The sequence below is a fragment of the Streptomyces sp. NPDC048600 genome (assembly GCF_055587025.1).
On record NZ_JBVJGZ010000039.1, the window covers coordinates 26,828 to 52,337 of the forward strand.

Sequence of the window (25,510 nt, forward strand, 5' to 3'; positions counted from 1 at the left end):
GGCGCCAACCAGCGTGACCGTGAGTCGGCCACCTGCACAGGCGTCGACCACACCCACGTCATCGCCGAGTTCCGCCACTTCCGTGCGCGGCCGCCAGGACGCCAAGGACCGCGAGAACGATCACCACGAGCAGGAGCAGCAGGGCAACGGAGGCCGGCGTCGGGTAGTCCCAGAAGAACAGTGCGAGACCCCCGGCCCCGATCACGGTGCCTGTCGTCAGAGGCCGGTTCGTGCGCAGCCACTGGCCGTAGGCACCCGTCGTCACCCCCCTCCGGGCGAGAGCGTGCCCTGCGGTTTCCGTAGTCCGAGCAGCGACAGAGCGCACAGCGGCCGCGCCGCGGCCTGGTCCGTACAGATACCCCGCGATCACGGCGAGGGCGGCCGTAAGGAGCACGGTGAGGACGCTCTGCCGGAGGAATCTCACCAAAGTGTCGTAGACGACCGTCGCGGCAGCCTGCGACTGGGGCGCCGGGGCCACCGCATCCAGGCAGACCTGACGCATGACGGCGAGTCCGACGAGAAGCCCGCACATCGTGATGCCGACACCGACACCGCCCGCCATCAGCGCCACTCGGCGTGCAGGTGCCGACCAGATCCCCAGCCCACCCAGCACGACCACCGCGAGCGGCAACCACGGACCGACCACTCCGAGCCAGACGGCACCGGTCCGGGCCTCGGCGAGATTCTCGTTCCGGACCAGCACGATCGACCTGTCGACGCCGGGAATGTCCTCCCCCTCGACAAGGGTCGCGCCTATCAGCTGCTTCTGCAGTTCCTCGATCACAGGGCCGACGTTCAGTGTGATGGTGTCACCCTGGACCTCGATCGCTCCGCCACCCTTTCCCATGAGGACATTCGTCGCGACGGTGTGCGCGCCACGGTTGATGCTGTCCCAGGCCTGAGCGAAGGCATCGCTCGTCACCACCTTCTCGACCGCCAAGCGCACGCCGGTCCTCAGTCCACCCTTGAGCTGTTCGTCCAGCGACCTGGTCGCGTCGACGAGGAAGCGGGGTGCGTCACGGTCGGCCATGGTGTCGGCGAGCGTGTCGGTGATGCTACGAACGTCGATGTTCTCGACCAGCTCGTCCGTGACACGGTCGATCACCAGATTCTGAACAGCGGGATTTCTGGCGAGAGGCGAGACGGTCTGCACATACCGGTCGACATCATTGGCTTCGGAGTTGACCCATGCGGCGACAACGCTGACGGGTGCGAGCAGTACGGCCAGTGCAAGAAGCAGGCAAGCCCCGTAGAGCCGCAGGCGACGGTGGAGCGTGGGCCCGAATCGCTCGTGCTCCGCTTGTTGAGCACGGCCCGGCAGACCGCTCTCACAACGGCCGTTCTCCTCCGTGCCGGAGGTGGTGGGTGGGTCCACCGCGACCTCCATCCGCCGCTTCCCCAGGCGCGCCGCGGCGAAGTGCACCGGGAGCGGCGCCTACCGAACTGACCGGGCCCGTCCGCGCCGAGGACCTCCACCACGATGTCCCAGTCGGCCAGCACGTCTTTGAGTCTGTTGCCGGTGCTAAAGATCGTCCAGGAGCCGACGCGAGGCACGTCATCTTGCGCGTTGCGCCCAGCGCCTTCTTCGGGCACCCATGCACGCGGCGCCGCCAATCCGGCGCACCTTCGCCGTCGCCCTGCCCTTCTGTGGCTGAGCAGGCTGTCCTGCACCTTCCTCAACGACCAGGGGAGGTCTCAAAGCGGTACGGGCCGGTGAGGCCCGTGTTCCCAAACGAAGCGTGAACTAACGGCTCAGGGACCGTGCACGCGGGCCGGTGGGTGGAGCTGACCAGGCGGCCGGGTCGTACTGGGTGGTCGCCTGGCGACGGGCGGCAGCGGTTCGTATGCGGCGACCTGGCCGATATCCGGGCCGTCTACTACACGCTGCGCGGCGACGAGGCTGCGTGGGCGGCCTCTGGAACGATAACCTGTTCACGCTCCCGAGCTGAACACGGTGGAACTGCTGTGGTCCTCGCTCGAGAAGCATGAACTCGCCAAGCTTGCCGGCGACCACCTCGCCGATGTCGCCGAACAAGGCATCCACCGCATCAACCACAACCCACAATTGCCGTAGGCCCTTCTCGCCCACACCGGCTGGACCATCCACCCAGCACACCCACGGCACGTACGAAAAGATCAGTCGCCGTCGATGTACCGGAACTCCGGTCCGTAGGTCTGGCCGTCGCCGCCCGGGACTTCGCGGAGCATCAGGGCCCGAGCCGGTCCCTTGAGACCGACCATCTTGAAGACGGCTTCGTCGAAGAGGCCGGTCGCCGTGTCCGGGTCGTTCGCCCGCCAGGCGTCCTCCAGCAGGTCCAGCATCCGGCTGTACGCCTGGTTGCCCTGGTCCAGCAGGTCCTGTGTCTCGGCGTCGGGGGTCGGCTGCCCCGGCGCTCCCCAGCCGCCGCCGGGCACCGTGCCCATCGGGCGGGTGGCGGGCATCGCGATGACGTCCCCGGTGAACTCCCACCGGTTCGGGTTCTCGGCGACCTTGACCAGCTTGCGGCCGTGGAAGAGCTCCCGGAAGACGAAGAAGTGGGCGAGCTCGTCGGTCACTCCGGGGTGCGGGTTCTCCGGCGAGGCGGCGCTGCCCTCGCCCTGCTCCTTGATCACCTTGATGGCCGCCTCGACGTCGGCGAGCGAGTTGAGTGCCGCGAGGGTGTTACCCGCGCCATGGTGCTGCATGTCCCGTTCGAGCTGGTGAGCCCCGGTGATCAGCTCCGCGTGGTCCTGGAACGCCTCCAGGATCGCGTTGTAGAACGCGCCGATGGAGGTGTGCGACCGGGCCTCCGCGATCGGGGAGTCGGGCTCCTCGATCTGCGCGAACAGATCCAGGGACTCCTTCGACAGCCCGCTCAGGAAGACGGTCAGCGACGGACGTACGCCGCCGGGCAGCGGACCGGGGTATTTCGGCACCGTGTGCCCGTCGCCGAGGCGGGGAACTCCGCCGATCGTGGTGAGCATGTTCCCGGCGAGGCCGAGGTGGGACATCTCGTCGAAGACGATCCGCTTGAACGCCTTCAACACCTCCCCGCTCTGGGGCTCGATGGACCACATTGCGGACAAGTACGGGGGAAGAGTGGCGAGTTCCAGCATCATCGCCTGCTGAAGCGACTCCTTCAGCCAGTCGGCGTCGCGGCGCTCGGCGGGCTCCTCCATCAGTTCGACGATCCGGTTGCTCCGGTATTCGAGAAGCGACGTCATAAATAGACCCTTCCGCGCCTTTTTGCACCCTTTCGTCAATGCAAAAGGGTACGCCGGTGCCGTCACCGCCTTGTCATCGCGCCGTCATCGGCGGGCCGCCGGAATCATCCAGGCACGCTGAGCGGACGGCTCCAGGCCCAGCTCGTCCCCAGGCAGCAGCCGGTACGCGCGGTATTGCCGCGCGGCCTGGATCACTTCGCCCTCCGAAAGGTACGCCGCCACGACCGCCCGGTGCACGCTCTCCCGGGGCGGCTCGATCCGTACGCGCGCAACCACCACTTCCAGGGCCAGAGAGAGCCGGGCTGCCCTGTCGGGTCAGCTTGTCCGCCAGGGGCGTCCAGCGCGTCCAGCGCGTGCAGCCGCAGCCGCTCACGCTCGAGGAGCACCCACTCCTCATCCCAGCCCGACAGCAGCCCACCGCCGCCCAGCAGGACCGGTGGCGCGGGGGCCGTGCAGGAGCGGAGCCTCCGCACGCACGACGCCGAGCGCCGTCTCGGACAAGGCCTGGGCGTCTTCCCACAGGCATCGGTGAGCGCCACGGACCCCCCGCTGCAAGGCACGAGCGGCCGGACGCCGTGCGGCAGCTTCCACGAGGTGATGCGCAGACTGCGCCGAACATGCTCCTCGGTGACATCCGGCGACAGCGTCCCGGCGAAGACGCTGCGACTGACGCGCCCGCCCAGCCCCACGAAGGCGAGGAGCCGCCGCGCGTCCCCGCCCGGCCAGCTGACCGCGCCGCCTCGGAAGATGACGCAAAAGGCCCTGGAAGGACTCCGTCAGGCCGGTCATCGCCGCGTCTGCACCGTGACCGGGACATCGGTACTCCGACCGGGGCGCCCTCGCCGAGGCCTTCAGATCCGCTGAGACCGCGTGACGCCCGGCTGCCGATCAGCCGTCGTAGGAGAAGAGGAGCGCGCGCCCACGCCTTGCGCCTGCCTGGTGCGCGCTGGCGCTCGCTGTATAGGGCGAAGTGTGCCGTCGCCCTGTAGCCGAGTGGTCCTAGCTCCGGTGGACTGGCTCACGGATTGCGCATCCGTCGCCCGGATGTGCGCGAATTTGAACGCTGGATGCTCCGGGGCTGCCGAAACGCGCGCGTAGTCCATCCGCGACCGCGGACAGCGGCCACGGACGATTTGAGGGGCTCAGGGAGCAGGGCGTTCCCATCCGGACACCGCTTGGAGGGTTGGCAATGACGCTGACGCATTGGCGCAGAGCTCTGGAATGGCTGGCCGCGGCCGCCAAGGACCCGGGGGCGTGCCGTGAGGAATGGGAGCACGGCAGCACGGGCGTCCATCTGCTGGAGGCCGGACGTCTGTGGGATGTCCTTGCGGTGCCTGAGCGCATCGGCCTGTACGCCGTTGACCGGCTGAGCACACTACCGGCGGCAGGCCGCGGCCCGGTGCTGCACGACGCGAAGAGCCGGCGCGTCGGATTCCTCCTGCCTCCCGACCCCGCCGTCGTCTGGGCCGGCCACGACCTGCGGCACGTGACACGAGGGGGCTGGATCGCCGCCCCCTCCCCGCACTGCCGTTGGGGTGCGCTGCGATGGCTCTGTCCGCCGGACGGCAGCGGTACCCTGACCGCGCCGACGACCCTGGAACTGCTTCTGGAACAGGCACTACGCGACATCGCCCGCACTCAGGGCAGCCCCCGACGGCCTGACATGACCCGCCAGCGGCCCACCGGCCCCACGCCCGAAAGTGCTGCCCAGCCCGAATCCGGCGGACGGGCGACCCGCAGGCTCTGATCGTCGAGACGAGGTCCTCGGCCCGCAGGCACACCAACCCCTACTTGGACCGCCGCCGCCACGTCTGGTGAGTTGCCGCAGACCGACCCTGCCGACCAGGGGCCAGACGGGGGTCAGTGACGCGCGTTGGTCAGCTGCGGCGTAGCGGGACGGCGTCCGGGTTCGCCATCGGCGATGGTGAGTCATGCGGCTTCAGGTGAGTCATGCGGCTTCAGGGGGGCAGCAGGACGACGATGTGACCTCCTGCGCGGTGTCCGCTCCGAGCTGACCCGGGCCGTGGTCCGGTCCTGGTCGGGGCAGTGGATGGGCTGTGAGCCGGAGGAGACGGCGGCGACCCAGCTCGTGGTGTCGATCGGAATCGCCCTGACGGACCCGGCGAAGGAACCGAACTTCGCCCTGCCGGTCGGCGGAAATCAAACCTTGACCGACCTCCTCGCCGCGCACCTCGGTGACCGCCTCCGGCTCGGCTCGACCGTCCGCTCCGTGGAAATCGGCCACCCCACGGTCCGGGGGTACGCCGCTGAGCCGCTCAACACACTCCGCGGACCCTGACGGACCCGCGACGGGCCCTGGGCGTCATCGGCGGCCCCGGCGGGTGACCGCAGCCCAGCCTGCCGCCGCGCCGGCAGCGAGTCCGGCCGCGACCCGCCACCTACGACCATTGCGCTGTGACTCCGATGGGGGCTGCGGTGCGTCGGGGGTGTCGCCGGACGCCTGGCCGTCGTCACAGTCGGCGCTCGGATGCTCGCCGCCACCGCCACGGGACGCATCCCCGTCGTCAGGCATACGGAAGGGGGGAAGCTCCTCCCACGTGAGTGTCCCGCCGTCGCCGCGCAAGGTGCGGAAAGAGCGAGCCGGCTCGGGCGCCACCGTGGTGTCGTCCCTCCAGAAGCTGCGCAGGGCCGGCAGGCAGCGCCGGTGCGCTTCGTCGAGCACCCCGGCACGGGTCTGCGGTGTGAAGGTGGCGCCGCGTTCGATCGTTCCGGTGATGACAGGGATACGGCGTCCGTGCTCGTCGCGGTCGGGGGCACCGATCACGGGATCCGGGAGCGAACTGGCGATGAGCACTCGGAACATGAGCACGAAGTCTCCCGTACGACCGCCGGTCACCACGCGATAGCGGGCGTGGCCCGGCTCGGTCGGCTCGCCCCCGGCCAGGTCCCACAGGACACCGCTCAGCTTCGCTTCACAGAGGAAGTCGGGAGCGACGACCACCCGGTAGGTCATGGTTCTGCCGCGACTGATCACGAACGGCCAGAACGGACTCGGCTCGTGCGCGTCAACTGAGGTTCGTACCATCGTTCTGGGGACTCCTCTCGAAATCCACGAGCAGACTCACCAGTCTATGGGTGACGAACTGCGCCGCGGAGGCCTCGTCCCGGACCGCGTTGACGCTGCGCTTACGGAAGCTCTTCTGAAGACGCCGAGCCTTGCGCAACTCGTTCGGAGGCAGCTTGACCAGGTCGGCCGCGCCCTCTGCGGAAGCCACCATGAACGCGGCCAGGGCCTGGACCGGAAGCTGGATCTCCCTGGACGAGAGCAGGGCCGCGGCGGGAGTGGCGAGGATCTCCGTGATCGCGCGTATCAGGCTCGGGCCCTCGGCCTCTCGCTGGGCACGGGCGGCAGCCCGCCTGTTTCGCTTCTCCTGCTTCTGCTGCTCCCTCATCGCCGAGACCGCGTTGGCGAGCAGGTCGGGCAGAACGGCGGCGAAGCCCACGTCCACGTTGAGCGGGTGTGGACGGGCGTTGGCTCTCTTGTGCATGGCGCCGTCCGCACCGAGGAAGGCGAAGTTGCTGCCGACGGAGCTGATCGGGATCAGCCGGATCCGGCCCGGCGGCACCGGCATGCCCGCTGTGCGCCAGTCCTGACGCCCAGTAGCCAGCACCCGGAAGTCCGGATGCTCGAGGAGGCGGTCACGCACCTGCTTCAGCGAGTAGTGCCCCTCCAGCAGATCCCACTTGGTGATGACGAAGTGGACGGGGCCGCTGCACCCCTGGAGCAGGCCGAACACCCGGGCCATGTCCTGGTCGAGAAAGTCACCGTTGCCACGCATCGTCTCCAGGACCTTGCGGCCGTCCAGCAGGCCCAGCAAAGCGTCGGCGTCACGCATGGTCTCGTCCAGACGCTGCTGCTCGGTGCTCCCTTCCTGCGGGTCGGTCAGCCGGTCACCGGCATAGTCGATATAGCGCACACGCATGGCGGTGAACTGCCCGTGCTGACTGCGCACTCTCACCGAGAACACCCACTCCGGGAACTCCCTCCCATCAGTGGGCAGCGGCCAGTCCCCCGGGCCCGCCACCTGCTGGTACGTGTGCTGCAACCGCCGCTCCAGTACCGGGTCGTCGAGCGTGAGGAAGCAGCACAACGTGGGGTGCTGAAGCCGTAACGCCTGCCACAGCGCGGCCAGATAGACCGTCTTCCCCGCACCGGACGGCCCCAGCGTGACCACGGTGTACGTCATCGGTTCCGTCATGGAACTCCCCCGCCTTTCAGGAAACTGGGGCAACCACCGCACCGTGCCCGCTCTTTCGGCGCCACGACCTCGAACACACCTCGTTTACGCCAGATGCGGTATCGCCGGTGACACGACATGCCGGGCGTGAACGTAGCCCGTTCCCGACGCCGCAAGGGTTCTGACTCATCCGCACGTCCTGCGGTCGTCCTCGCGAGCAGCCCCGGGGCGCGGCATCCTGCTGCTGCCGCCTCTCGACCTCTCCTGGATCTCGCGCGAGCCGCAACCTCGCGCATGGTGCGACGACACTGACTCACGGACGCGCGGTGGCTACGACAGGCAGATGTGGTTCCTGAACCGCTTCTTCCGCCTGGGATACCCCCAGGGCGGAATCGGAGTGACTTCTGGCTGGCCTGGGCGAAGGACAGCATCGCCGGGGCCCATAAGATCGGGTTCTCACCAACACCTTCCTAAGATCCCTGGTTGGGAAGCAGCCCGCCGCCCAGTACAGGGCGCATATCTCCCCACCACGGAACGCCGCATCATCGACGACGTACACGGTCGTCCTGGGCGCGGGGTCGTTCGGATGAGGCGCACTTGGGGTCTTCACGACCGAGAACGGGACCGGCGCGGCGGCGTTGATCGTATTCGGTGGCGTCCTGCTCCTCCTCGCTCTGTTGGGGAGTCGTGTCGAGAGCCTTGAGTTCGCAGTGGCCTCCCTGCGGCTTCGGGCCGCCGCAGCAGATAGGTTCGCACTGGCGGAGGAGTCCGAACGTCTGGGCGACAGTGCCACGGCTCGCCAGTTGCGTGCGGAGGCGAGGACGCTGCTGGACGCTGCGGGACCCGTCGCCGCCGACTACAGCTCAGTGCGCGGATCGATGCGCCCCGGCTCGGCACGCACCCGCGCCCTGGAAGAGGTGATCGCCCGTGCGCGCCGCCTGGCACAGGAGCAGTCCTTCGCGGTGGCCGAGGTCCTGCACTGGTTGATGCAGGCCAGGCCTGAACTCCGGGACTTCGAAGCCACCCTCACCGCCATCACGCGCCCGCGCAGCCACTTCGAGCAGTACCACGAAATGCGGCTCGCGGTGCAGATGGTCGACGAACTCGACGGGTACCAGGCCATGAGACTGGCTGAAACAGTAGAGAGGCAGAGGGGCATTCGCTTCCGCAGAGACGCAGATCGCGTGAGGCTTCGCGAGGAGATCCTCCGGAAGGCGCACAGGCAGTCGTAGGCGCGGTCGCGGGCCGGCGAACCACCCACCCCCTGCGGACGCTGCGGCGCCCGCACGCGAAGGCGCCCTGCCTTGGCGGTCCCGATCCTGTGCGACGGGTGCGGTCGGGACCGCTACACGCCCTGGGGCACCCGCACTGCCGCAACACCGTTAGGGCCCATCGCGACGAACGCCTCATCGTGCTCGCAGGCGCCGTGCACGTCCTGACCGTCCCGCCCCGGCCATCAGGTCACGTGCCTTCCCGCCCGGCGGGCCCACGAGGAGCACCGGCCGGTGAGCGGGGCCGCATTCGCAGCGAGAAAGGGGGCAGCCGTGCCCTTGAAGCAGTGTGCCCCTCAGGTGTCGGAGCCGGGGGCGCTGGTCAGGTGGATGAATTCACCTTCGGCGTCGGCGCGGAAGGTGATGGCTCCTCTTCCGATACCGAGGGCGTCGAGCAGAATGTCGAGGGCCGCCTCGATGTCGGTCTGGGTGCGGTCAACCCAGACGAAGACGTCGGGACGAGGGCTGCCATCCAAGCGGCTGAGCGCGAAGTCGATCTTCCGGATGCGGAACATGGCCGCATCCACCGCGCCCAGGTCCTCCCAGCTGCGTTCGACACTCAGCCGCAGCCGCGCCGCGAGGACGTCCAGGGACGGCGACAGGCCCGCCACCAGCCTGAACGAGCTGGCCGCGTACTCCCACATGCCGGCCTGCAGGGCCGGGTTCCGCCTGCCGCCCTGGTACTGCGGCGCGCGTTCCCATTCCGGCTCCGGCCCAGGAACCTCAATCCCCGTCACGCACCCCTCCCCACCCAGCTGCCGACCTGCGACACCTCACTCCAGAAGCTCCGCTCCCCACGCCATCGACCACCAACCCGGTGAACGCATGCGGCCCCCTACCAGAGAGCGAGCAGCCCAGCCCCCGGCGCGACCATCGTCGACCGCCTCACCGTCGGCAGCAACATCATCGAAACCGGCACCGACTCCTACCGCCTCGCCACCACTCGGGCCCGTGCCGAACAGCAGAACTCAGGCCGACACCAACACGGGCAGCTCGGTCGGCAGGAGTCTGGGACGTGGTCAGCGATAGTCGTTGAGCCAGTCGCCCGGGATCAGGTCACGAACGCGGTCAATGGCTTCTGCCGTCCGACCGCGGGCCAGGATGGCCGCGCCGTCGTCATCTCGCACAAGGACGTCTTGGCCCAGGAGCCACCGGGTCTCCTCGCCAATGGGATACGCGGGGAACGGCAGTTGGACGAAGTTCGTCTTCAACAGCTCCAGGCTGTCGTCGTCCGGGTCGAGAAAGTCGCAGAGCTCGTCATCGGCCTGCAGGGACTCGGACAGAACAACTTCGACGAAGCAGAGGGAGAGACGCTCCAGCCACTCCTCCCATCGCTCGGCGCTCTTGTCGGCAAGATCGAGCCGGATGAACACCGCAGGATCGTCATCATGGAGGCTGTCGAGGAGGATTCCCCAGGACGCGGCTCCCTGGTTCTCATGACGGAAGACCAGGGCCTCCTTGGCGTCATCGACATACAGCTCTGCCGGGCCGAGCAGCACATCGTGGCTGCTGGTGAGATCCCGCCGACGCGCGAACAGCACATACGCCTCACGCAACGCCGTCGGCAGCTGGAGACCCAGCCTCGCCTCGGCTGCGTCCAGATCGGCTTCCGTCCATGCCGACCGGCCCGCACCGGACGAGGCCCGCGCCGCCGCCCCGGCCGCCGACTGGTCAGCCCTTCCCCGTCCTTCTCGCAGGACGGGCGGGTCGGCCGGGGGGCTCGACGGACCACAACCCGTCGCATGTGATGCTGGCGGCATGACGGACCACCGCGAGGTTGCCATCGTTGTCTGGCCGGGCCCGAACCCGAAGGTCACGGACGGCCTGGCCGCCCTGCTGACGGCCTACCACCTGCAGACCGAGGCCGAGAAGGGCCGGCCCGTCGCCGACGCGGACGGGCTCCCGGAGCGCTACCGGGCGGAGATCCGCCACCCGCACACCGCATTCGCCCACGACACCGTGCTGGTCGCCCGCACCGGCCACACCACCGCGGGCTGTCTGGTGATCACCGCTCCCGTAGGCGGCCGGTACGAGATCAAAAGGCTCTGGACGGACCCCGCATCCCGCGGCCGGGGCATCGCCTCCAGCCTCCTCGAAGCCGCGCTCGCCCACACCGCCGCGAACGGCGCCGACACCGTGCGGCTCTCGGTGTGGAAATGGCGCACCGGCGCCATCGCCCTGTACCAGCGGTACGGCTTCACCGTCACCGAGTCATGGGACGACCGAGACGACCTGGTGTGCATGCACCACACCACACCACCAGCCACCCAGCACTGACGACCAAGGAATACAGCCTGTCGACTTCCCGGAAGTCCGCGGATTCGTAGAGAGCGTCGGCTGCGGTGCGGTCCCGCTCGTCTCCGGGCGGAGCGTCGTCGTCCACGTACAGGATCACCTCTGCCGCGCCCATCCGGTGCAGCGTGTCCAGGGCGGTTCCCAGCAGGGCCCGGCCGATTCCCCGGCCGCGTGCGACGGGTTCCACGCCGATCCACCGCAGTACTCCGACACCGTGGACAGGGCTGTCGATGGTGGCTCCGGCGACCATCTCGTCGTGGTCGGTGACCTGCAGATGCCGGGTGGTGGGGGTGAGCGTTCGGGTGGCGTGGTGGTCGAGGCGGGGAAGGTCGTGGGCGGGAAGGGCACGGTGCATGTAGCGCCACAGGGCCTCCCCGCTGAATCCGGCCGCCGCAAGGGCCTGGCGGGTGGCCGGGCGGTCGCGTGCCGGGACGGCTTCCAGGCCGAGGGTCAGGGCGGTGGCGAAGCCGAAGGCGTCGAGGGAGCGGGGGCCGGGCTCCTGTCCGGCGTGGTCGATCAGGGCTCGGGCGGTCGTCCCGTTCTCACGGCAGTGCAGCCACAGGATCACGCCGTGGCTGTCCTTGGGCCGCGCCGCGCAGGAAACGACGCCGAGGACGGTATCCGACGGGTCGACGGCCACGAACGTGACGGGACCCTCGAGGTCGGACCACCAGTGCGCGTCCGTGGTGGAACGGCCTAGTGACCCTCACGCCCGTCTCCCCCGCCCCCTACACCGCGGTCTCGGTCCAGCAGGTGTCCGCCGCCAGGGAAGCTGCGGCTGCGGAACAGGTCCCTGCGGACGAGACGGCGGTGCGCGTCCAGGCGGTAGTAAAGGCCCGAGACAGAGCCGGACGCTGGCCCCTGTCCTACGAGCTCAACCTCACCGCCCGCTCCGGCCGGTGGGAGATCTCCTGCCTCCCCGCCGCAGCAGCGCCCGGGAAGGCAGGCGCGCGATGAATACGTCGGCATCGATCGTTCTGGCCGGGAAACTGGACAACCTCGGTGACAGTTGGATCACCATGCTGGAGGACTGGGCCACCAAGGGCCTCGGCGCCGGTCTCCTCGGCCTGGTCGCGATCCTCATGATCCAGAAGGTCAGCATGAAGGCGGGCATCGGCGCCCTCCTGATATGACCCCACTGACTGCAGGCATCAGGGACTTCGCCCCGCTCCTTTCGCCTCACGCCGACGCGCTCACCCGCTGGGCAGCCCGGGTCCGCGACGCGGCCTGCCTCACCTGCATGGCTTCGCCCGAGGTCTGGAACGAGATCGCGAAGCCGTGGACGCAGCTCTCACGCTTCCGTACAGCAACGGCCCACCGAGGGTGTCAACACCAAGACCAAGTGCATCGCGCGCCAGATGCACGGACGAATAGGCTTGGCTCTGCCCCGCCACCGCATCGCTCTCGGATAACAGTGGCCTTGGGTGACCACCGAAAGGGAGACAGGGCCGGAGACCGTACAGACCCGACCACCGCGAGGGAGCGCTGGAGGCCCCGGATCAGCGGATGTTGCAGGCAGTCGCGGACCAGGTTGAGTGGCCATGGAAGTTGAGGTAGACGCGGATCGTGGTGCCCGCGTTCCCGGGGGCAGAGATCCGACTCGCTGTCGTGTTCCGGGTCAGCGACGGTTTACCCACGGTGTTGGGCCACTCGACAACGTCCCGGGTCCACGAGCCCGTGCCGTTCGGCTTCCACCAGAAGTAGATTTCGCCGTTCGCAGCCTGCGCAACGATCGATGACGTCGTACCGTCGTCTGCGATCTGGGGGTCGCTGGCGTTGCCCACGGACTGAGCAGGGCTGACTTGAGTCCAGAGCCAGCCGGGGCTCCCGTGCACGTTCCGGTAGTAGCGCACGCCGTTGTTCACATCGCGCGCCACAATCGCCGTGGAGGTGCTGTCACGGACGATCGTCGGGTCTGAGGCAATCGTGCCGGCAGAAGCGACCAGATCCTGCTGCCACACGCTGTCGCCGTTCCGCTTCCAGTAGAAGTACTGGCTGAACCCACATACAGGCCGCTACGAAACTCGGGGCAGCTCAGCTGGCGTCTGGCACGAACAGCGGCTCGTTCCCAGACCTGCCGCTCAGGGCGCGGCCTGCTCCGCTCATCCCAAGGACCTCGCCGGGCTGGCAGCTCGAGCGGGATGCCCTTCGTGGAGTCGGGGATCTCGCAATCCGGCATGCCCAGCGCCGGATAGACCTTGGGATAGCGGACGACCCGCACGTACCAGTCCCAGCTCGCCAAGCTGAAGAACTCGTCGTCCAGCGCGGCGACGATCTTCGCGGTCCGCAGGTCCCACCGGCCACCGATTCACCGGCTAGCGCGTCGAGAAGGCCCGGAACCGCAGGGCCAGTCCGGTCAGGCCAGCCTCCGGTGAAGGCGCAGCCGCTCCCGCAGGAGCGCCGCAACCATAAGTCTGCAAGCCTGGTCTTCTCCCCCATGACAGTCATCCGACGGCCCCGATCATCCCCGAACGAGCGGGAGTTACGACTGTGGAAGGTCGGCCGTGCCCTCACGGCCGCCTTCGCCGCCGCAGTTCTGGCAGCGGGCAGCGTCTTCTACAGCCTGATCGTTCTGCTGGGTTTCCAGGAGATCGACAGCTCCGCGAAGCTCGACGCCGCAACGCTGTTCGACCTGGTGAAGCTCTCCTTCGGAGTGGTCGCCGGGGCCGGCGCACTCGTCGCCCTGGTCGTGGCCTACCGCCGCCAGCGTGTCGACGAGGCCGGCGCCCACCGCGACGCCACCCGCCTGCACACCGAACGCTTCACCACCGCCGTCTCCCAGCTCGGCGACGACTCCCCCGCCGTCCGCCTCGGCGGCGTCCACGCCCTCGCCGGCCTCGCCGACGACGCCCCCGACGACAGCCTCCGCCAGACATGCATCGACGTCCTGTGCGCCTACCTCCAGCTCCCCTATACGCCAGACCCCGGCGAGGAGCCCGGCCACCAGGAGGAACGCCACCACTACCTCGCCCTGCGCAAAGTCCGCCACACCATCCTGCGCCTCATCGGCGACCACTACCGACGCCCCAAAGGAACCCACCGCTCGTGGCAGGGCTACGACATCGACCTCACCGGCGTCACCATCGACGGCAACATGGACTTCACTGGTGCTGCGTTCTCCAGCGGCAGGGTGTCCTTCGACGGTGCAACCTTCTCCGGCGGGGTCTCCTTTGACAGCGCCACGTTTTCCGGCGGCCAGCTGTCCTTCCGCCGTGCGACGCTTTGCGCCGGAGCGGTGTTCTTCGACCGTGCGGCGTTCTCTGGCGGCCTGGTGTTCTTCGGCGAAACGGTATTCTCCGGCAGCGACGTCTCCTTCGACGGCGCGACGTTCACCGGCAGCATGGTGCATTTCGGCGACGCAACGTTCTCATCCGGCAAAGTGTCGTTCGAGCGTGCGACGTTCGCCGACGGCACAGTGGTTCTCGACGGCGCATCCTTCCGCGGCGGCACGGCGTCCTTCGAGAACGCAGTGTTCTCCGGCGGCACGGTGTCCTTCGACCGCGGGACGTTCACCGACGGCACGGTGTCCTTCGAGCATGCGACCTTCTCCGGCGGTACGACGTCCTTCTACAACGCGGCCTTCTCCGGCGGCTCGGTGTCCTTCGATCGTGGAACGTTCGCCGCGGGCACGGTGGTCCTCGACGGCGCATCCTTCTGCGGTGGCACTGTGGTCTTCGACCGTGCGCGGTTCCCCGGCGGCAGGGTGTCTTTCGAGAGCGTGACATTCTCCAGCGGTACGGTGACCTTCGACCACGCAAGGTTCTCGGGCGGCAAGGTGTCCTTCAACGGCACGAGGTTCTCCAGCGACATGGTGTCCTTCGGCGGCGCGACATTCTCCGGCGGCAGGGTGACTTACCACGGCGCGGTGTTCCCCGACGGTACTGTCTCCTTCGCCGGGGCAAGGTTCTCCGGCAGCTCGGTGGGAATGGACCGGGTGCAGTTTTCCGGCAGCACGGTGTCCTTCGAGGGCGCGAGGTTTTCCGGCGGCACCGTGGCCTTCGGCGGCACGGGGTCCTTCGATCAGGCGAGGTTTTCCGGCGGCTCGCTGTCGTTCGCCGGCGCGAGGTTCTCCGGCGGCACGGCGTCCTTCTACTACGCGGAGTTCTCCGGCAGCAGAGTGTCCTTCGAGAGCGCAAGCGGCCCAGCTCCCGAAGGACTCCTGGCTGCCATCGGCAGTCCTGCTCCTGCGACAGTCACCCTGCCCTCGGGCTGGCCGCCGCCAAATCCCTAGGTGCGCAGGAGGGACGACGCCTCGGCCGACCAGGACGACGGCACGCCACTCTCTCTTCCCAGGGTTGGGCCCGCCTGAGGGGGCGCCGCCTTCCCCCGAACAACGCAGAGAGTCCGACCGGGTCCGGCATGCGGTCGAAAGCGGCATCAATCGCCCCACGAGGCCTCGAGCCATGGCCACCAAGTACGACAAACTCGCGTTCCGCTGCGACGCGACCGTACTCGGTGACGAGTGTGCGCACCATTCCTTCGTCCTCGCCGTACACCTTGGCTGCGCGGGACTGTAAAGAGAACGGCCCTGTCTCACATTCGGTGGTGACGGAGGGTGGTCAGGGTCGTTGGCCTTCACGTGAAGGATGTCAACGAGCTTGTGCAGACAGTGTTTTCGGGCCTTTCGCCGCTGGTCGTCGAGGACGTGGCTGACGAGGGTGAGCGGATCATGGTGCGGGCACGAACTCCGCAGGACACCGCGGCCTGCCCGGTGTGCGGGGCGGCGTCGGGACGCGTGCACGGCCATCACTGGCGGACCGTCGCGGATGTGCCGGTCGACGGGCGTCGAGTGGTGGTCCGTGTGCGGGTGCGGCGTCTGGTGTGTCCCACCCGCGGCTGCCGCCACACCTTCCGCGAACAGGTGCCTGGAGTGCTGGACCGGTACCAGCGGTGTACGACTCGCCTGACCAGGCAGGTCAAGGCCGTGGTGAAGGAGTTACTGTAGCGGGCCGAGCCGGGGCGCGTCCGGCCACCACCATGGGCGGATAGACATCGCCCGGCTGCGTCGCGCGCTGGCCGGCTCCCGCTGCCCGGGCTGCGGACGGCCACCTGGTGCAGCCGGCGGACGTCTCGCCGTGGCTACGGCCGGACGCTGCTCAGCGCAGACGGCGAATCCCCCCATATCCTCCCGCGCCCGTGCGGTTGCCCCCATTCCAAAACGCGAGGAGGCTGGTGAGAAAGGGATCTATATCTCAACGGGGTTTTCTCCTTCGGGCCGCGTCCTGTCGCCGTGACATATCTGGCCGGGACAGTTGCGTCCCTGAGGACAGCCACGCCCATGAGAAGAGGCGAGTGCGATGTCGCGTCAGTACTACCAACGTGGCAATCTCGTCGAGGCGGAGGAACTCGACGATGTCGTCGCGGTGAAGGTGGAGACGGACGGTGTCAGAGCCGCCGCCGACGCGGAGGCGGAGCTGGGCACGAGCGCACGGGGAGCGATGCGCGACGCCGGGATCGACGACGAGACCGCCGCCGCCTTCGCCCGCGCGCGCTGGGTGTTCGTGAGGCCGAACCGGCAGACCCGAGCGGCCGTCGACGTGGGCGAGGACATCTCCGGGGCGGAGGCGGCCGGCAAGGTCATCCGGCGGCCCAACGGCAGGATCGGCATCGCGACCGACGCACTGAACGTCCAGCTGCAGCCGTCACTCTCTCAGGAGGAGGCAGAGCGCGAGATCGAGGCGGCCGGCCTGACCGTGGTCAACAAGCTCGGCTTCGCGACGAACCTGTACGAGGTGCGGGCCAGGGCCGCCGAGGACGCCCTCGCGGCCTCCGTGGAGCTGCACGACAACGACCGATTCGTCTTCGCCGAACCGTCGTTCATCGAGCATGTCCCGACCCGGTTCCACCCCTCCGACCCCGGGTACCCCAAGCAGTGGCAGTGGGACAACACCGGCACCAACGGCGGCAAGCCGGGCGCCGACGTCAACATCGAGAAGGCGTGGGACCTCACTCTCGGCGACGGCGTCCGCGTGGCCGTCATCGACAACGGCTTCGACGCGGGGCACGAGGATCTGGCCAGTGGGCTGGACTCCGGCTCGGGCTTCTACAGCAGCGGTGTGGTGGGCGTGACCTTCACCCAGAGCACCGCGGGTATGCCCGACGAGGACCACGGCACCTTCTGCGCCGGGATGGTGGGCGCCCGGCACAACGGCGCGGGCGGGGTCGGTGCGGCCCCCGAGTGCGAGCTCATGCTGGTGGCGTGCATGGGGGACCAGGTCGGCACCCAATCGACCCTGGCCCGTGCCGTGGCGTATGCCGCCGTCCCCTCGATCGAGTCCGGAACCGGCGCGCACCAGGGCGCGGACATCCTGGTCAGCAGCCTGGGTCCGAACGGCGCGGAGTGGGACCTGACCGGCACGCTGAAGCTGGCCATCGAATTCGCCGCTGCCAACGGACGCCAGGGCAAGGGGCTGCCGATCTTCTGGGCGGCCAGCAACGGCAGGAACGTCGACGTCATGCTGGACGAGGTGGTGTCCCATCCGGATGTCATCGCGGTGGTCCGGTCGAACAACAAGGACCGGGAGGACAACGCGGCCCGCGGCCCCGAGGTCGAACTGATCGCCCCCGGAGTCGATGTCTTCAGCACGACGTCCGGAGGCGGCTTCGGCTCGAGCACCGGCACCAGCTTCGCCGCCCCCTGCGCCGCCGGTTGCGCGGCACTGGCGCTGGCGGCCAATCCCGACCTGACCCGAGACCAACTGCGCGAGATCATGCACCAGTCGGCCGACAAGATCGGCGGCCCGGGTGTCGCCTATGACGGCAACGGCCACAACGACGACTACGGCTTCGGCCGGGTGAACGCCGCCCAAGCCGTCGCGCTCGCCCAACTGGTCGCGGGAGGGCGTACGGCATCAGCGGCACGAGCCGGAGAGCCCACGCGATAACCGGCACGGACACCGCGGCCGGACGGGACGAGGTCCCTGCGGTCTTCCGCTGCCACGTCGTCGCCGAGGACGCCGAGGCACTGCGGCGGTTCATCGAGGAGACCCGGCCCGACACCGGCTGCCGCCCCGTCGCCCGGAACACCTCGGCTGGACTCGGCCTCGACCTCTACTTCATGCCAGGCGGAGCCGGTGGACGGGCCGGCGGGCGATCTGCTCCTTGCCCGGGCAGCCGCGGCTGGCGATCTCCTCGAACAGGCGACGTACGTTGGTACAGCCCTGCGCGAACGCCTGTCGATGTGTAGCTTGAACGGATCGAGGATGCCGGCCCGGCCTGGCCCAACGTCCCACTCGAGACCACCCGCCACCCCGCCGCGGCTTCATCGAGTCGGCGTAAGTACCGGCTATGGATCCGGAACGAGAGGGTGCCGCACGCTGGGCAGGCCCGCGGCATCGCCCGCCCGCCCCGCCTGTCCGCCTTGTACACCTGGTCCATCACGCCACCACCAGCCGCCCACCGAACCGGGAGTCGTGTGTGCCACGACAGAGCCGAATTCATCGCCCTTGAGGAGCAGGTGCGCGCAGCCCTTCGGAAACCGCCGCGCAAGGAGCCCGACCTGGCGCGGCGGGCCGGGCGGGCACTGTGCGACAGCTGCGCTGCCGCGACTGTGGCCTGGTGTCCGGCAGCATGCGTCCCGCCCGGAGAGGCGTCCAAATGACGATGACGGCCTCCACCCAGCGTCTGCTCGACGTGGCAGCAGCCGCACCCACCGTCGACGACGAGGCCTGGGGTGCTCCTGCGGGAAGCACACGGCCTCTCCCACCAGGGCTTGGACGCCTCCGCCACACCGTCACGGCACGGGATGCGGTGCTGTCGCGGGAGGCACTCGTGGTGGACGCGACCGCGTCCACTCCGTCCCAGGCAGACAGTCCGCATGCAGCTCTGCGTCCTCTCCGCGCGAGCAGATGGGTTCCGAGGTCGTGGAGGTGGGCGCACCCCGAGCCACTCCACCTGTGGCTGGCTGGCACGCTGAGCGCATGACCGAGATCGAGGCGGATCTGCTGGCGTTGTTGCGCGAGCTCGACGATCCGGAGTGGCTTACCGGTAGTTCGTCAAATCCGGAGGTAGAAGTCGATGCCGTACCCGTGGTGACCGCGTCGATCAAGGCCTGGGGCTCCGAGGGCGGGTCCATGTCCGTCCGGGCTCGCCACCACCGGTTGAGGGTGGCGGCGGGGTTGAGCCAGGAACGGACGGCTCGTAAGGCCCTGGGTCAAAAGGGCTGTTGGGGCTGGTGGGACGGGACTGTTCCCCCTCTCTGACCCCTCGTCGGGGCACGGGTCCGGCGCGGTGGCATCCAGGGGTCCGGGTGGGGCGAACCACTGCTCCCAGCAGAAGGAGAAAGCAGTTCACCAGGGTCCGGTGACGGCTCTACTCCCCCACCCTCGTGCCCGGTCCGCTCCAGACCGAGGGCTAAGCGCGTGCCCTGCTCACCGGCGTCGCCGCCCTCTACGACGCTCCGAACGACGTCGGCGAGGCCGTCGCCGCCAGAGTGGAACGGTCGGCGATCATGTAACAGCCGGGCCGCAGGTTCGTCATGGTGGTCGAAGAGAGCGTCCTGCGTCACCGTCTCGGAGACGCTGACGCGATGGCCGCCCAGCTCGGCCACCTCCTCACGGCCGGCGCGCTCCCCGCGGTCTCCCTCGGCGCCATCCCCCGCACCGTGCAGCGGCCCTGTGGCCGCAGGGGCTGTTCCACGTCTACGACGACCAGCTGGTCTCCGTGGAGCTGATGTCGGCCCGCATCCGGATCACACAGCCATCCGAAGTCGCCCTGTACCTCCACGCCTTCGAACAGCTGCACAGCATGGCCGTGTACGGGCAGGACGCCCGGACACTGATCCTGCGCGCGATCGAAGGACTGCACTGAAACGGCGGTGCCCCTCCGCCTGAGCGCGGAGGGGCACCCCTTCTTGCGTACCGGCGGCGCCTGGGATCAGCGCGGCCGTCTGCCGGCTGCTGTCCCCTGGCCCCGCGCCGGTGCCCGTCGCATCGGCGGACCAGCTCACCCGGATCCCAGGCGGGAGGCTGCAGCGAAGGTCCGGCCGGGCAGGCCCAGTTGCTCGGGAATGGGATCGCGTCTGGGGCCGTTGCGGTGGCGCAGACCGGGCAGGTCAGTCGTCCTGGCCTCTCTTGCGGATGGCTCTGGTCAGTGGGCTGCCGTCGCTGTGCGGGGGCGTCACTGTGTAGTGCCGGGCGAGTACGGCGTCGGTGAAGTGATAGGCCCCCTCGCGAACACCGAGAAGTCCTTGTCTGTGGGCGGCGCTGAGCGTGTCCCCGACATCGTGGAGGACGCGACGGTCGTGGCGGTTGACATAGCCTCGCACCCAGTTGGGGGCCGCCATCGTGCCGACCAGCATCGCGAGGAGCAGGGCCGACCCGAGGGCACCGGAGGCGACCACGAGGCCGGTCGCTTCGGTGGTGTTCTCCCGCGGAACGGCGATGACCCCGGAGATTGTCATGCTGAGAAGGAAGTAGGCGCACAACGTTTCCAGCCAGAGCCCGTTGGTGGTGTGGTCGTCGTCCGGGAATACGTGGGGGCTCTGGCCCGGACGGTAATGCTTGGGGTTGGGATCCGAGTACGCCGCCCTGGCGACGAAGGCGGCTGCGTAGGCGAGGAAGAGGGGGCCGAGAACGGTGCTGCTGGGTCCCCCGGCGGCGGAGGTCATCAGGGAGCACAGCAGGCAGGGAAGAGCGGGCAGGCTTGCACGGCTTGCGACAGCCCGCAGCATCGCTCGCCCGGGGGCGACGCGGATTACGGCCGTGGGCCTGCGGGTGACGACCGGATGCATCATGGCGGCGATGGTGAGAGCAGGTATCAGGGCGTAGGGCGCCCCTGCCAGAGGCAGTGTGCCGTCGAACTCGCCCGTGGAGCTGATCGTGAACTCGGCCATGGTCACCCACGTGTAGAAGAACGCCAGGATGGCGATCAGCACGGTGAGGTAGGGCCGCCGCCCTGAGCGCTGCCATCCGATGCCGCCGACCGTGCGGCTGCCGTCGGCGCGCGAGGGCTGGCGCAGGAACAGCGCCATCGCGTCAAGGAATCGCTCAGGGGATGCGGGCGCGGAGTAGGCGGTCGCGCAGGCGTGCCTGGCGACAGCGGGGAGGTAGCCGAATTCGATGATCTGGCGCTCGATGGACTGGCGTGACTTGTTCAGCATGTCGGCCGGATCGGACCTTCCGTCGCTGAACGCCAGGCGGGCGGCGCAGGCCATGGACGGGGTGGACAGGGTGTCCCAGAGGTCTGACGGTTCGGTGGAGGCGAGCACGGGCTCCCATTTGCTGCGCACGAGGCCTTTGTCCGCGCTTCGGTTGGTCTGGGGAAGCCACCCTGCGAGGTCGTCGGGCTGCAGGGGGCACAGGACGATGCCGCTGCTGCGGGCCAGGGGTGTGTTGGTGGACTCGACGAGGGTGCGGAAGGGTTCGGTCTCGCTGACCAGGATGACACCGTCCAACTGGGTGTCGATCTCCTCGAGGGCCTGCTGCCGGTAGCGGGGCTCGATCGCGTCGAAGTCGTCCAGGATCGGCAGGAAGTCTCCGGCGCCGAGCATGGCCGGACGGTCGGCGGGGACCGGATCGTGCGAGGCTGCGGACGGCAGGCGGCGCGCCATCCAGTACGACAGGGAAGAGTGGTCGGGGTCCCATTCTGCCAGTGACAACCACACCGGGACGGCCTTGCTGTGGTGAAGCGTCCTGCCCAGGTGGCCGGCGATCTCGGTTTTGCCGCTGCCGCGCCGGCCCAGGATCACCAGGCGCTGGGACGGCAGCAGTGCAAAGAGGGCCCGCAGGTCGTCGAAACGGCCGTGAAGATCGATGGGCGAGGGGCCGTCCATGAGGTCGACAGGCGCCGGAACGAACCGGATCGGCAGCGGGCCGACACCGTCTTCGCCACGTCCGTCGCTGCGTAAGTTCCACATAGACAGTCCCGGAGACAGCGCGTGCTGGGAGGCGGCCAGAAGGGGCAGGCGGGCTGCCGACCCGCTTGCGTCATGCTGCACCGGGACGCTGCCGGTCGCTGACGGCTGTCCCTCCGGCGCAGCCGCGGCGCCCGCGGCCGGCCGCGCTCCGGCGGCCGGCCTGTCCTCGGGGCGGTGGTGTCGGCGGTAGGCGCTGCTTGCGTCGGAGTAGCGACTGCGCCACACGTCCAGACTGGTCGTCGGGTCGCAGGTTTTCGCCCAGCTTTCGACCAGGTTCCAGCGGGGCAGGGTGGTGCCGGTCGTGGCGACCTGCAGCATCGCCTTGCTCCAGTTGGTGCTGCGGGCGAGCTGATCAAGGGTCAGTCCGGCTTCGTGCCGTGCCACCCGCATGCAGGTGGCCAGTTCCGCGAGTTCCGGGATGGTTGCGTCGACGGGCTTCTCGGGGCGTCCTCGAGGCATGGCGTGTCACTCCCCCGCGGCCTTGCGTCCGCGCGCACGCGAAGGCAGGGAGGACGGCGTCAGGAGGCGCCGGGCGAGGTCCAGCGCGGTCCCGCCGGCCAGGGTGATCAGCGCCAGCGCGCTGCCGGCCTCGTAGCCGTGTCGGACGAGAACGACCGTCGCGATCACCACAAGGACGATCACGACGATGCGGATCCGCACTTCGTGCGGGAACGACGACACACAGGAAAGCGAACTGGCGGTCATGAGAGGTCCTCCTGGTTGACGGTCCGGTCAAGCATGTGTTCGCCCCGCACAGTTGGCGCTGCCCAGCCGGACGGCCGGAGGAGGCGATGCGTTCAAGATGCCCGACACTGCCGTGCCGGAACAGTCGACAGAATGAGGCCTATGAGGCGTTCTGCCACCAATTCCAATTAATGGGGCTGCTCAAGGCGGACACGCGAAACAATTCCCCAGCCGCCGGTCCAGGCAGTGGACAACACCCCGACTCCGTACATCACCGCAGCTCACGAAGCCCGCCAACTGGGTTGGCCTGGTTCGCTGTCCGGCATCGGCGCCGGCCGCTGTCAATCAATGCCGTTATCTCCGAGACTGGCCCGGCTGGGCAACACCCGAACCAAATCCCAGCCCGAGGCATCCTGGATGACGGTCCGGCGCCTCTCCCCGGGCGGGCGGAAAGGCTGTTGGCGCGGCCTCCCGCCCGCCCGGGACGCGTGAACAGCACACGCGAAGCAGGCGGGGATCGCCGCAGCGCCCGCCCGGCGCAGCGTCCCGCCGCCCGCACCTACAGCGCCCCCGGGCAGCAGGCATCCTCACGGGCAGGCATGGCCCAGAGCCCGGTGGCTCATCCACACCGTCCGCCTCCGTCGTGGCGGAGGGGAGGGTCATCGCCATGGCCTGCACGGCTCGGAGCGGACGCGGCCTCGGCGTCCGTTCTCGTCGTGCCGCTTCTCCGCGCCTCCGGCTCTAGGGAGCCTTTCGCCCTGCCCTCGGCGGGCCTCATCCGCCACCCACCGTTGTCCACGGCCTTGCTGCTGCGCCGCGACCGTTTAGGGAGCTGCACGTCCCCCGGCACGCCCAGGAACTGCGCAACCGGGTCTGCTGGACGGTGAAGGAACTCGCCGCGGTCCCGGGCCGGGAGGCCGCCTCAGGCCTCACCACGGCCCGACCACGGCCTCACCATGGTCCGACCATGCCCCGACCACGGGGGACTGTTATGCGTTCGTGACCGTGGTGAGGGCTCCATGGTGAGGCTGGTGGTCAGGGCCGGCGGGTTTCCTCAGGACAGGCCGACATCCCGGCCCGCACCCCCACGGCCCGCGGAGGAATTCCCGTCCCATGACCAGTGCCCCGCACAGGCCCAGTCCGGCGAGGGCGCCGGAAGCAGGCCCTGCCCGGCCCCTGGCCGCGCAGGTGCTGGCCGCCCTCGCGCAGCACCGGATCGCCACCACCGGCCAGCTGCGCAGCATGCTCCGCCCCGACGGCTCCCGGCAGCTGATCTCCCGCGTCCTGAACCGTCTGCGCTCCGACGGCCTCGCCGAGGCCACCGCCCTGCACCGGGCCCGCCGGACCCGCGTCTGGTACCTCACCGCGGACGGTGCGCGCCTGACCCGTCACCTGCCCGTGCTGCGGGGACGCCCGCCCTACCCGGTCACCTCGCACACCGCGGCCTCGCTGAAGACCCCGCACGCCCTCGCCGTCGTCCGCGCCCATCTCGCCTTCGCCGAGGACGCCCGCCGCCTCGGCCACGAACACGGCACCTGGGACTGGACACCGGAGGTATCGCACGCCATCGGAGACGGCGAACGCGTCACCGCCGACGCCCTCATGCAATACACCGCCATCACCGCCGGCGGGCAGCGGCGCAAGCTGCGCGCCTTCGTCGAGGTCGACCGCACCACCATGAGCGGCGAACGCCTCGCCGCGAAACTCATCGACTACGCCCGCCTGTTCCACCACGACGCCCCCCGGCCGACGCCGGCAGCCCGTCCAGGGTCCGGCGTGGCTGCGCTGGTACCCCGTCTTCCCCCGCGTCCTGTTCGTCCTCACCGGCGCCACCCGGCCCCCCCTCGAACAGCGGATCGGCGACCTGCAGGCCATGACCGCCCACCACCCCCTCGTCGCCCACCTCGCCCGCGACGTCCCCCTCGCCGCCGCCGTCCTCGAAGACCTCGAACACCACGGCCCCACCCAGCCCCTGTGGACACCCCTCACCGGCGGACCACCTCACCCCTGGACCCACCCCTGAGCGGAAACCTCACCGGCGACAGGCGGAGACAGCCCCGCCGCCCCCGCGACCTCCCGACAACGCCCGCCCGAACAGACCGGAGTCATGCCGTGAGCAGCCCTACACCGCACCACACCCCCGCATACCCCGCCACGACCAACCCTGAGCCGCACGCACGCGTCTTCCGCTTCCCCGATACGGATACCTGCGAACGCGCCAACGCCGACGCCGTCTTACATCCCGGCACCCACGGCGACCTTCCCTGCGTGGAGATCGACGGCGTCCTCGTCTTCGCCCACCTCGACCCCGGCCTCGGCGCCCTGCGCATCACCGTCCACCTCGACACCGCCCCCGACCACCTCAAGCGCACCGACGGCACCGTCCCCGTGCACATCGAGATCGACGACAGCATTGTCCACGACAACACCGGCACCCATGGCGCGGCACAACCGTCCCTGATCGACGCGCTGCTGGACGCGGCCAGGGACGGGCACAGGGAAGCCATCCGCACAGCGGCTCTGACAGTCGGGGCGCTGTGGCGCTGCCCCGCCTGCCAGTGGGACAACCCGAACACGGCCGGCTGCTGCCAGAGCCCCGGCCCGTGCGGGACCCCGCCACCCCGCCACCCCGCACCCCGTGACGCCGGGTTGCGGCGAGGAGTCTGCGTGTCGGCTCGGAGGCGGCGTCCAAGGCTGCCCAACGCATGAGGGGTGTGGTCCGCCGCTCCGAAGCACCACCGACGTGGGGCGCGGCAGTTGCCGACGTTTCGTGTCGGCGACGCATTTGAACTGGGCGCTTCCTTAAGGCAGTTCGGCGCGCAGGGGAGTCGTGGCCGTCGCCGGGTGGGCCGTGGACGACTTCCGGCTTGGCGACTCGGTTGTCGCCCGCCTCGCCCACGACACCGGCCTAGGCGCTGTTTCTCGGATCTCTCTACCTGAGTGGGGTGTTGGGGGCAGGCTGGCTGTATGGGACGTGGTGATCTGACGAACGCGGAGTGGGA

General features: G+C 69.2%; 20 protein-coding genes and 6 pseudogenes. 14 read left to right on the forward strand and 12 right to left on the reverse strand.

The genetic code is table 11. From position 1 onward, the window contains the following. Positions 1-58: 58 nt before the first annotated feature. From ACZ6SQ_RS34705 to ACZ6SQ_RS34715, 3 genes are all read right to left on the reverse strand, one after another. The gene (locus ACZ6SQ_RS34705) at positions 59-1,387 is read right to left on the reverse strand and encodes a hypothetical protein (protein ID WP_469569310.1); all 1,329 of its coding nucleotides are present in this window, start codon (positions 1,385-1,387) and stop codon (positions 59-61) included. Between the two features lie 749 nt (positions 1,388-2,136). Then, entirely contained in the window at positions 2,137-3,204 is a 1,068-nt protein-coding gene (locus ACZ6SQ_RS34710) for a ferritin-like domain-containing protein (protein WP_469569312.1), read from the reverse strand. Positions 3,205-3,288: 84 nt separating this feature from the next. Continuing rightward, positions 3,289-3,480 (reverse strand): BTAD domain-containing putative transcriptional regulator, encoded by a 192-nt coding sequence (locus ACZ6SQ_RS34715; RefSeq protein ID WP_469569315.1) that lies wholly within the window; start codon positions 3,478-3,480, stop codon positions 3,289-3,291. Positions 3,481-4,393: 913 nt separating this feature from the next. On the opposite strand from ACZ6SQ_RS34715, the gene ACZ6SQ_RS34720 reads away from it, so the two are divergent. Both ACZ6SQ_RS34720 and ACZ6SQ_RS34725 read left to right on the forward strand, forming a co-directional pair. Next, positions 4,394-4,951, forward strand: coding sequence for a hypothetical protein (locus ACZ6SQ_RS34720; protein WP_469569318.1), 558 nt, complete (start codon positions 4,394-4,396; stop codon positions 4,949-4,951). Between the two features lie 303 nt (positions 4,952-5,254). After that, positions 5,255-5,503: a hypothetical protein gene (locus ACZ6SQ_RS34725; protein ID WP_469569321.1), complete on the forward strand. Its 249-nt coding sequence runs from the start codon at positions 5,255-5,257 to the stop codon at positions 5,501-5,503. 24 nt (positions 5,504-5,527) lie between these two features. Here ACZ6SQ_RS34725 and ACZ6SQ_RS34730 read toward each other — a convergent pair whose 3' ends face one another. Both ACZ6SQ_RS34730 and ACZ6SQ_RS34735 read right to left on the reverse strand, forming a co-directional pair. Then, the gene (locus tag ACZ6SQ_RS34730; RefSeq protein WP_469569324.1) at positions 5,528-6,178 is read right to left on the reverse strand and encodes a hypothetical protein; all 651 of its coding nucleotides are present in this window, start codon (positions 6,176-6,178) and stop codon (positions 5,528-5,530) included. Positions 6,179-6,230: 52 nt separating this feature from the next. Further along, complete coding sequence (locus tag ACZ6SQ_RS34735; RefSeq protein ID WP_469569326.1) at positions 6,231-7,424, reverse strand: hypothetical protein; 1,194 nt, start codon at positions 7,422-7,424, stop codon at positions 6,231-6,233. Between the two features lie 689 nt (positions 7,425-8,113). On the opposite strand from ACZ6SQ_RS34735, the gene ACZ6SQ_RS34740 reads away from it, so the two are divergent. Then, positions 8,114-8,635 (forward strand): hypothetical protein, encoded by a 522-nt coding sequence (locus ACZ6SQ_RS34740; protein WP_469569329.1) that lies wholly within the window; start codon positions 8,114-8,116, stop codon positions 8,633-8,635. Between the two features lie 335 nt (positions 8,636-8,970). Here ACZ6SQ_RS34740 and ACZ6SQ_RS34745 read toward each other — a convergent pair whose 3' ends face one another. Further along, positions 8,971-9,411: a hypothetical protein gene (locus ACZ6SQ_RS34745; RefSeq protein WP_469569332.1), complete on the reverse strand. Its 441-nt coding sequence runs from the start codon at positions 9,409-9,411 to the stop codon at positions 8,971-8,973. Positions 9,412-9,537: 126 nt separating this feature from the next. Here ACZ6SQ_RS34745 and ACZ6SQ_RS34750 point away from each other — a divergent pair. Next, a pseudogene (locus ACZ6SQ_RS34750) lies at positions 9,538-9,648 on the forward strand (IS21-like element helper ATPase IstB); the annotation flags it as partial. Between the two features lie 45 nt (positions 9,649-9,693). On the opposite strand, the gene ACZ6SQ_RS34755 reads toward ACZ6SQ_RS34750, so the two are convergent. After that, positions 9,694-10,215 (reverse strand): SMI1/KNR4 family protein, encoded by a 522-nt coding sequence (locus ACZ6SQ_RS34755; protein WP_469569333.1) that lies wholly within the window; start codon positions 10,213-10,215, stop codon positions 9,694-9,696. 217 nt (positions 10,216-10,432) lie between these two features. Between ACZ6SQ_RS34755 and ACZ6SQ_RS34760 the strand changes: the two genes are divergently transcribed. Beyond that, a complete protein-coding gene (locus tag ACZ6SQ_RS34760) occupies positions 10,433-10,951 on the forward strand; it encodes a GNAT family N-acetyltransferase (RefSeq protein WP_469569335.1) in 519 nt (172 codons plus the stop codon). On the opposite strand, the gene ACZ6SQ_RS34765 is transcribed toward ACZ6SQ_RS34760, so the two are convergent. Further along, positions 10,878-11,609: a GNAT family N-acetyltransferase gene (locus tag ACZ6SQ_RS34765; RefSeq protein ID WP_469569337.1), complete on the reverse strand. Its 732-nt coding sequence runs from the start codon at positions 11,607-11,609 to the stop codon at positions 10,878-10,880. The genes ACZ6SQ_RS34760 and ACZ6SQ_RS34765 overlap by 74 nt on opposite strands. 59 nt (positions 11,610-11,668) lie before the next feature. Between ACZ6SQ_RS34765 and ACZ6SQ_RS34770 the strand changes: the two genes are divergently transcribed. The 3 genes and pseudogenes from ACZ6SQ_RS34770 to ACZ6SQ_RS34780 form a co-directional block, all read left to right on the forward strand. Then, positions 11,669-11,926 (forward strand): hypothetical protein, encoded by a 258-nt coding sequence (locus ACZ6SQ_RS34770; protein ID WP_469569338.1) that lies wholly within the window; start codon positions 11,669-11,671, stop codon positions 11,924-11,926. Continuing rightward, entirely contained in the window at positions 11,923-12,102 is a 180-nt protein-coding gene (locus ACZ6SQ_RS34775; protein WP_469569358.1) for a hypothetical protein, read from the forward strand. The genes ACZ6SQ_RS34770 and ACZ6SQ_RS34775 overlap by 4 nt, the downstream gene beginning before the upstream one ends. Beyond that, a pseudogene (locus tag ACZ6SQ_RS34780) lies at positions 12,093-12,381 on the forward strand (transposase); the annotation flags it as partial. The gene ACZ6SQ_RS34775 and the pseudogene ACZ6SQ_RS34780, both read left to right, overlap by 10 nt. Before the next feature lie 87 nt (positions 12,382-12,468). On the opposite strand, the gene ACZ6SQ_RS34785 reads toward ACZ6SQ_RS34780, so the two are convergent. Then, positions 12,469-12,930 carry a hypothetical protein gene (locus ACZ6SQ_RS34785; RefSeq protein WP_469569340.1) on the reverse strand — a complete coding sequence of 154 codons (462 nt, stop codon included), beginning with the start codon at positions 12,928-12,930 and terminating at the stop codon, positions 12,469-12,471. 476 nt (positions 12,931-13,406) lie between these two features. Between ACZ6SQ_RS34785 and ACZ6SQ_RS34790 the strand changes: the two genes are divergently transcribed. The 3 genes and pseudogenes from ACZ6SQ_RS34790 (at position 13,407) to ACZ6SQ_RS34800 (ending at position 17,853) form a co-directional block, all read left to right on the forward strand. Continuing rightward, a complete protein-coding gene (locus ACZ6SQ_RS34790) occupies positions 13,407-15,200 on the forward strand; it encodes a pentapeptide repeat-containing protein (protein ID WP_469569342.1) in 1,794 nt (597 codons plus the stop codon). A 348-nt stretch (positions 15,201-15,548) separates the two neighbouring features. Further along, positions 15,549-15,908 (forward strand): annotated as a pseudogene (locus tag ACZ6SQ_RS34795) (transposase family protein); the annotation flags it as partial. A 358-nt stretch (positions 15,909-16,266) separates the two neighbouring features. After that, a complete protein-coding gene (locus tag ACZ6SQ_RS34800; protein WP_469569345.1) occupies positions 16,267-17,853 on the forward strand; it encodes a S8 family serine peptidase in 1,587 nt (528 codons plus the stop codon). 1,110 nt (positions 17,854-18,963) lie between these two features. On the opposite strand, the pseudogene ACZ6SQ_RS34805 reads toward ACZ6SQ_RS34800, so the two are convergent. After that, positions 18,964-19,276: pseudogene (locus ACZ6SQ_RS34805) on the reverse strand (IS701 family transposase); the annotation flags it as partial. Between ACZ6SQ_RS34805 and ACZ6SQ_RS34810 the strand changes: the two are divergent. Beyond that, positions 19,275-19,777, forward strand: a pseudogene (locus tag ACZ6SQ_RS34810) (DUF5753 domain-containing protein); the annotation flags it as partial. The pseudogenes ACZ6SQ_RS34805 and ACZ6SQ_RS34810 overlap by 2 nt on opposite strands. A 244-nt stretch (positions 19,778-20,021) precedes the next feature. On the opposite strand, the gene ACZ6SQ_RS34815 reads toward ACZ6SQ_RS34810, so the two are convergent. Further along, a complete protein-coding gene (locus tag ACZ6SQ_RS34815) occupies positions 20,022-22,283 on the reverse strand; it encodes a hypothetical protein (protein WP_469569347.1) in 2,262 nt (753 codons plus the stop codon). 6 nt (positions 22,284-22,289) lie between these two features. After that, positions 22,290-22,529: a hypothetical protein gene (locus ACZ6SQ_RS34820; RefSeq protein WP_469569349.1), complete on the reverse strand. Its 240-nt coding sequence runs from the start codon at positions 22,527-22,529 to the stop codon at positions 22,290-22,292. Between the two features lie 1,092 nt (positions 22,530-23,621). Between ACZ6SQ_RS34820 and ACZ6SQ_RS34825 the strand changes: the two are divergent. Both ACZ6SQ_RS34825 and ACZ6SQ_RS34830 read left to right on the forward strand, forming a co-directional pair. Continuing rightward, positions 23,622-24,531 (forward strand): annotated as a pseudogene (locus ACZ6SQ_RS34825) (replication-relaxation family protein). 89 nt (positions 24,532-24,620) lie between these two features. Beyond that, on the forward strand, positions 24,621-25,217 hold the full coding sequence (locus ACZ6SQ_RS34830) for a hypothetical protein (RefSeq protein ID WP_469569351.1): 597 nt from the start codon (positions 24,621-24,623) through the stop codon (positions 25,215-25,217). The last annotated feature ends 293 nt before the right edge of the window (positions 25,218-25,510 follow it).

Bases quoted from the DNA above. Each gene is read 5' to 3' on its own strand.
- ACZ6SQ_RS34815 (WP_469569347.1), bottom strand. From the start codon at position 22,283: ATGCCTCGAGGACGCCCCGAGAAGCCCGTCGACGCAACCATCCCGGAA.
- ACZ6SQ_RS34760 (WP_469569335.1), top strand. From the start codon at position 10,433: ATGACGGACCACCGCGAGGTTGCCATCGTTGTCTGGCCGGGCCCGAAC.
- ACZ6SQ_RS34705 (WP_469569310.1), bottom strand. From the start codon at position 1,387: ATGGAGGTCGCGGTGGACCCACCCACCACCTCCGGCACGGAGGAGAAC.
- ACZ6SQ_RS34775 (WP_469569358.1), top strand. From the start codon at position 11,923: ATGAATACGTCGGCATCGATCGTTCTGGCCGGGAAACTGGACAACCTC.
- ACZ6SQ_RS34730 (WP_469569324.1), bottom strand. From the start codon at position 6,178: ATGACCTACCGGGTGGTCGTCGCTCCCGACTTCCTCTGTGAAGCGAAG.
- ACZ6SQ_RS34720 (WP_469569318.1), top strand. From the start codon at position 4,394: ATGACGCTGACGCATTGGCGCAGAGCTCTGGAATGGCTGGCCGCGGCC.
- ACZ6SQ_RS34735 (WP_469569326.1), bottom strand. From the start codon at position 7,424: ATGACGGAACCGATGACGTACACCGTGGTCACGCTGGGGCCGTCCGGT.
- ACZ6SQ_RS34820 (WP_469569349.1), bottom strand. From the start codon at position 22,529: ATGACCGCCAGTTCGCTTTCCTGTGTGTCGTCGTTCCCGCACGAAGTG.
- ACZ6SQ_RS34790 (WP_469569342.1), top strand. From the start codon at position 13,407: ATGACAGTCATCCGACGGCCCCGATCATCCCCGAACGAGCGGGAGTTA.
- ACZ6SQ_RS34800 (WP_469569345.1), top strand. From the start codon at position 16,267: ATGTCGCGTCAGTACTACCAACGTGGCAATCTCGTCGAGGCGGAGGAA.
- ACZ6SQ_RS34725 (WP_469569321.1), top strand. From the start codon at position 5,255: ATGGGCTGTGAGCCGGAGGAGACGGCGGCGACCCAGCTCGTGGTGTCG.
- ACZ6SQ_RS34710 (WP_469569312.1), bottom strand. From the start codon at position 3,204: ATGACGTCGCTTCTCGAATACCGGAGCAACCGGATCGTCGAACTGATG.